General features: G+C 42.1%; 3 protein-coding genes. 2 read left to right on the plus strand and 1 reads right to left on the minus strand.

Annotated elements, in window-relative coordinates:
• Positions 1 to 425: 425 nt before the first annotated feature.
• Together FEK46_RS23145 and FEK46_RS23150 are read left to right on the plus strand one after the other, a co-directional pair.
• Complete coding sequence (locus FEK46_RS23145; protein ID WP_130238312.1) at positions 426 to 2,705, plus strand: inverse autotransporter beta domain-containing protein; 2,280 nt, start codon at positions 426 to 428, stop codon at positions 2,703 to 2,705.
• A 78-nt stretch (positions 2,706 to 2,783) separates the two neighbouring features.
• Entirely contained in the window at positions 2,784 to 3,497 is a 714-nt protein-coding gene (locus FEK46_RS23150; RefSeq protein WP_130259258.1) for a ZirU family protein, read from the plus strand.
• Between the two features lie 382 nt (positions 3,498 to 3,879).
• Here FEK46_RS23150 and FEK46_RS23155 read toward each other — a convergent pair whose 3' ends face one another.
• Positions 3,880 to 5,658, minus strand: coding sequence for a hypothetical protein (locus FEK46_RS23155; RefSeq protein ID WP_130238314.1), 1,779 nt, complete (start codon positions 5,656 to 5,658; stop codon positions 3,880 to 3,882).
• Positions 5,659 to 5,814: the final 156 nt, after the last annotated feature.

Raw genomic sequence — 5,814 nt, forward strand, 5'->3', positions numbered from 1 at the left:
ACTAAAACGGGTCTATTTACATATCCACGGGATGGTTTAACTCTATAGCACAGGATTAATGCTGGCGCAGCAGACAATGTCTAAAGATTTAACGCACTTATCGATTACCAGGACAAATACACTTTTTCAAAATCATTGCAAATACTTTGCCTTTCATTTCAAAAAAATAAATCATAATTTTTATATCCCCTTCAACAGGGTCCAGTGGCTGTATGCTGATTTATAACTCGCTACAGTGCTAACAATCATCCTACTTGTTCATTAACCAAAATTACATCAATACAGGAATCACCCTCTCTTCATGGCGCTTATTCATAATTTAACTTAATGAATGCTGATTATAAGATAGTACATGCTTTTGCTTCATCAACATTTTTCCTAAAGCAAAATTATTTTTAACATAAAAATGCCTTCATCTATAGAATATGTACAATACCAACAAAATAATTAGCCACGGTTTTGTTCTTAAAAGTATAACGGTCGTGATCGGTTCGATTTGCCAGGTTATATCGCCTGCTATGGCCAGTGCGGATGCCGCTTTGCTCGCCGAGCAAAAAGCCACGCCTTATGAAACGCAACGAGATAGCTCACGTACGGATACAGAAGCGGAAGATCGTGATCAGGAAAATGCTCAATTAACTCAGTTAGCCGCTTTCGCGTCTCAGGCTGGAGGAGTGCTTTCTGGTCATACGGATAGCAACATGGCAAAAGCGATGGCCAAAGGCTTTGTGCTGGGTAAGGCAAATCAAAGCGCCGCTGAATGGCTGCAACATTACGGAACAGCACAAATAGAAATCAACGCCGACGATAACTTATCGCTAAAAGATTCCTCTTTTATATTGCTTCATCCGTGGTACGACGTGCCGAACAATCTGCTGTTTTCTCAAAGCGGCGTCCACCGTGTGGACGGGCGGGGCATTGTGAACCAAGGCATTGGTTATCGCCACTTCAACCAGCAAACGATGTATGGCCTCAATACCTTTATCGATTACGATTTATCTGGTGATCATGCCCGGGCGGGGATTGGCGCCGAATACTGGCGTAATTTTGTTAAATTTTCCGCTAATGGCTACATCGGGCTAACCGGATGGAAAGCATCTCCGAATGTTGAAGATTATGAAGAACGGCCTGCCAATGGTTGGGATTTACGTCTGGAAGGATACCTTCCCGCTCTCCCGCAACTGGGGACAAGGCTAACGTATGAGCAGTATTTCGGTCGGGAGGTCGCGCTGTTTGGTAAAGAAAACCGGCAGAAAAACCCCCGGGTTCTTACTGTCGGCGTGAATTTCACTCCATTTCCGTTGCTGACATTAAGCGCGGAACATCGCACTGGCGAGAGTGGAAAACATGACACTCAGCTAAAAGCGGATGTGAACTGGCGCATCGGCACCCCACTCCGTCAGCAATTAAATACGGATGCCGTAGAAGGCATTCGTACCCTGAATGGCAGCCGCTATGACCTTGTTAATCGTAATAACGACATCGTTCTTGAGTATCGCAAACAAACCGTTATCAAATTACACCTCCCGGGGCGAGTAACAGGAAAATCAAAACAGGTCATTCCGTTGTTGCCTGATGTGCAGGCAAAACATGGTTTGAAAGATATTGAATGGGATGACGCATCATTTTTAGCCGCGGGCGGTAAGTTGATCGGTCAGGGAGCCCACTGGCAGATGGTGTTGCCGGAATGGAAAGATGGCGCGATCAATGCATGGGGAATCTCCGCTATTGCGCATGATACCCGTGGTAATGCATCGCAACCCGCCGAAATGCAGGTTGTTCTTACGCCACCGATAATAAGTAAGAAATATTCCAGTCTTAGCATCGCCGTGGCGCATCTGCTGGCAGATACAAAAACACAAACTACGTTGACAATTGCTCTACTGGATAATGAGAAAAAACCGATAAGCGGCAAAGCAGAGCAGATAATTCTCAATGGTGCATTTACTCCAATCAACTCGCTGGTAGACGGTATGGCTTTGGCGAAAGGAACCGTCACTTTAAAGCCTCAGGCTCCGGTATTGCCGCAACTGGGAAAACTCAAAGAGTCTGGTAATGGAATTTACACAACAACGGTAACTGCCGGTGAAAGTGCTGGAAAATTTACTATTACTGCAAGCCTGGAAGATACAACGCTGGCATCTGCTGACATCATTTTTACAGATACATCAGCCGCACTTGAGCAAAGTACGCTTACTGCTGACAAGACAACGTTTTCTGTCGGAAGCACGGAAAAGTCGACTCTGGCCCTTACCTTGCAAGACAGCAAGGGCCAGCCAATTAGCAACGAAAAAGAACGCATAACATTCTTTATTGCTGACAGTACTGTAGATACATCGAAATATTCCTTCGATACCGTTCAGGAAAGCAACCCTGGACACTACACCACAACATTTAGTGGTCTTCTGGAAAATCCAAAGTTACCTGTTGGCGTCAAAATTAATGGCAAAGATACCGGCAAACGCCTGATCTTTAATCTGACAACAGTTTCTGTCGCAACGGTTACTGGTGTGCCTGTAGTGGGAAATACGCTGACAGCAACAATGCCTTGTAGCACAGACTGCAATGCGTTGACTTACCAATGGCAGAGAGAAGATCAAGCAGGTAGTAATAATTATGTCGATATTCCGGGTGCCACAGCGATGACATATGTTCCTTCCACCGCCGATCAAAAGCGAAAAGTGCGGGTACAAATTATCAAATGACTTATTACTGAGCCAGAAAGTCATCGTTATCCCATATCTGTATTGTGTATTTGTTAATAAATAGTAAGACAAGAGAATATGAAACTAAGCTTAAAAAAAAAGACTGCCGCCAGCATTACAATGGGCTTCTTACTCAGTATGAGTGTTAATGCCGTCGCAGCAATAATCACCTCTTCCGCAACGATGTCCATTACAGGACATGAGCCAACCCTGACTGCAGGTGAGATTACTTTTGAGGATAAAAATGCAAATGGCATTCTTGACCACGGCGATGTCGTAAAAATCGATCCCGCTCATGACTTTGCATTTGCCGATGTTGATGGAGATAAACCCGATACAACGACTCCCCGACTCTATAGCTGGAAGATTGGTTCTACTGAAGTGGCGGTGACCGAAACTTACACTATTCAGGACAAAGATTTAGGACAGACAATTACACTATTTGTTACTCCACAAACTGACAAAAATATTACTGAGCCATTCCAGGGCAAACCTGTTCAGGCTACGGTAAACGGAACAGCGGGTGGACTACCGATTTCTGGAAGCGACGATGTCATTAAAGTGGTAATTAGCGGCGGTACCGGTGTTTCTGGCGCACCTATCGTTAATGACACTCTGACAGCTACACCAACCTGTACAAAAGCGTGCGGTGTATTGAACTACCAGTGGCAGGTCGAGGACTCCGTCAATAGCGGTAAATATATCGATATAACAGGGGCAACAAACAGTACTTGGAAAGTCACTAAAGAGACTCAGAAACGAAAAGTTCAGGTGGTTGTATCCAATCCTTGATACTTCTGTTTTTCTTCCCAAATAAAGGGAATAAAGAACAGTAGTAATGTGCTATTTTTAATAGTCAGAAAACCGCCACACTAATTATAACGGCGGTTTTCTGAAAAACTTAAACTAATCCCCTATGTAGATAAAAATAACAATCAACAAACAGACCTGTAAATCAACAGCCTATTTTTTTGTTATATTTATCGCCTGTACGGTGCATGCAGAATTACCACATTTATCCCAGTGAGGATGCACAACATAAGCACACCCTGCCAATGAAGATAATATGCCACCTATGATTAATAATTTATAATTTGACATATTAATACCAAAATATTATTGCAATAGAATATAAACATGGATGCCAGCGTTATTGCTGGTATCCATGTTTGACTTACATTACTGTATCGATATTAAGAATTAGCGTAGAAGACACAGCTTCAGCGTTCCCTTCAGTCTCATACCAGATAATTAACTTACTACTGGTTGTACCAAAAGGATCGCTGTTGCAATTACAAAGGTCTTCATACATAACCTCGACCTGGAGGTAACCTAGTGTAACATCTGCTGGCATAATTTCGTAGGAGTGAAGCAACCGACTGGGTAAATTTGAATAAACATAATTATCATCATCGTAATACGATAATTCAATTTTAGTATTAATAACATCTCCCGCAGTAAGGTTTCCAGCAACCGGAATACGATAGTACATATGTTCACCAGGCAGGCCATTCCCAATACGATGCTTATTAATGATCCCTCCTGATACCATTTCCGTTCCACTAACATCAATAAAGGTTGGTGATTTTAACGTTCCTTTTTTCGGCGGCGTCACTGGAATTGCCTTCGTGACAATAAGTCTTTTATGTTCAGAAATCCCTACGTTGCCGCTACGTTCAGCAACAATGTATGAAATCCTGTTTTTGGCTTTATTTACGTTATCCTGTACCATTAACTCTGTAGTATCGAATTCAAAGGGATAAATCGTTTTCTGCGGTTTTGAAGGAACCTCATAACGCCCCAAAAAAGTTCGATCACCAATAACAGCTGTTCCCATAAGATCAACATAAGTTGGCTCATTAAACACAAGAATGGTATCGTTTATAAAACCGCCATAATCAGGTTTAGATTCGGTATCTTCCAGAGATTTGAAATGCAAATTCACTTTCTGTTGATCTTCATCAAGAATATCACCGTCAGTATTTTCAAAGTACATTGAATATCCCATGTACTCTGGCGTAATGCCTTCAATAAACAGACCTTTAGAGTCAGAAGTATCAATATCCGGGGAACCTGAACTTACTGTCATTACCAGGAAACCGGCATCTTTAGCACAGGGGTAAATACGGAACTTTGCCACGCCAGTTTTCGATGCTGAATCATTTTTAAGGTTAATAACAAAACCATCAAGTTTACTCGAGGTTAAATTACTAACATAATGATATTGCATGTCAGGATATGCTTTGCCCCCCCCCTGATTAGTATCAGACATCATAAAAAATACGTTTTCGAATACCGCCTGCGCCATACTTACAGGTCGCAGATACAGTTGGATATCCTGATGTGTTTCATCGCCAGGATATTTCGTCAAATTACGTTTATACGTTATCGTACCAGTAATATAGGTGACACCAGACAGATTTGAATAACTATCATTAAGAGTTTCCGGGGCATTCAAATCAATAATCTGAGTGTCATCAAAAGAGATAGTAATCTCATCATCGAGATCAGTATTTGACTCCAGTACATAATATTGGCAGTGACATGTTACTGGCGCAGCTGCTCCCAGGGCTTGTACAGTCAATGTCAAGTCGATCGCTTTATCGCCCAGAGCAATATTGTTAGGTACATTGAACGAATACTTGTACATATAAACTTTGCTACCGTCAGTATCCGTAAATTCTCCCTCACCTTGTGGTTTTGGTAAAATATTTTTACTCGCCACATCCATTTTTATTGCGCTAGGATCCATGGCAATTTCCGCGTTCTGGTATTTATAATAAAATTCCAGATAAATAATCTGCCCTCGCACTATCCCTTTCTGAGAAGGGAAGCTGCATGTTAATACCCCTGGAGTGAGGGCGTTAACATGAGAAGTCACCGGATGAGCATCTCTGAGATATTTCTCAGATTTAAACTTCTCTATAGATTTAATTTTTCGCATATTTAACATGACATCACCTTTAACTTTATTAATTACATTGTTATATCAATGAATACTTCGCGCAGATAAGAGAATTCCTGCTTATTCTGGCAATAGTATTCCACTCTCAGCGTGCTCTGATCCACGCCCTGCGGCGGCATATCGCAGCCCGCCAGATCGTCTATG

Source organism: Escherichia sp. E4736, assembly GCF_005781225.1.
Taxonomy (GTDB): Bacteria; Pseudomonadota; Gammaproteobacteria; order Enterobacterales; family Enterobacteriaceae; genus Escherichia.

Coding starts and splice junctions, on each gene's coding strand:
- FEK46_RS23155 (WP_130238314.1), bottom strand. CDS start 5,658: ATGTTAAATATGCGAAAAATTAAATCTATAGAGAAGTTTAAATCTGAG.
- FEK46_RS23145 (WP_130238312.1), top strand. CDS start 426: ATGTACAATACCAACAAAATAATTAGCCACGGTTTTGTTCTTAAAAGT.
- FEK46_RS23150 (WP_130259258.1), top strand. CDS start 2,784: ATGAAACTAAGCTTAAAAAAAAAGACTGCCGCCAGCATTACAATGGGC.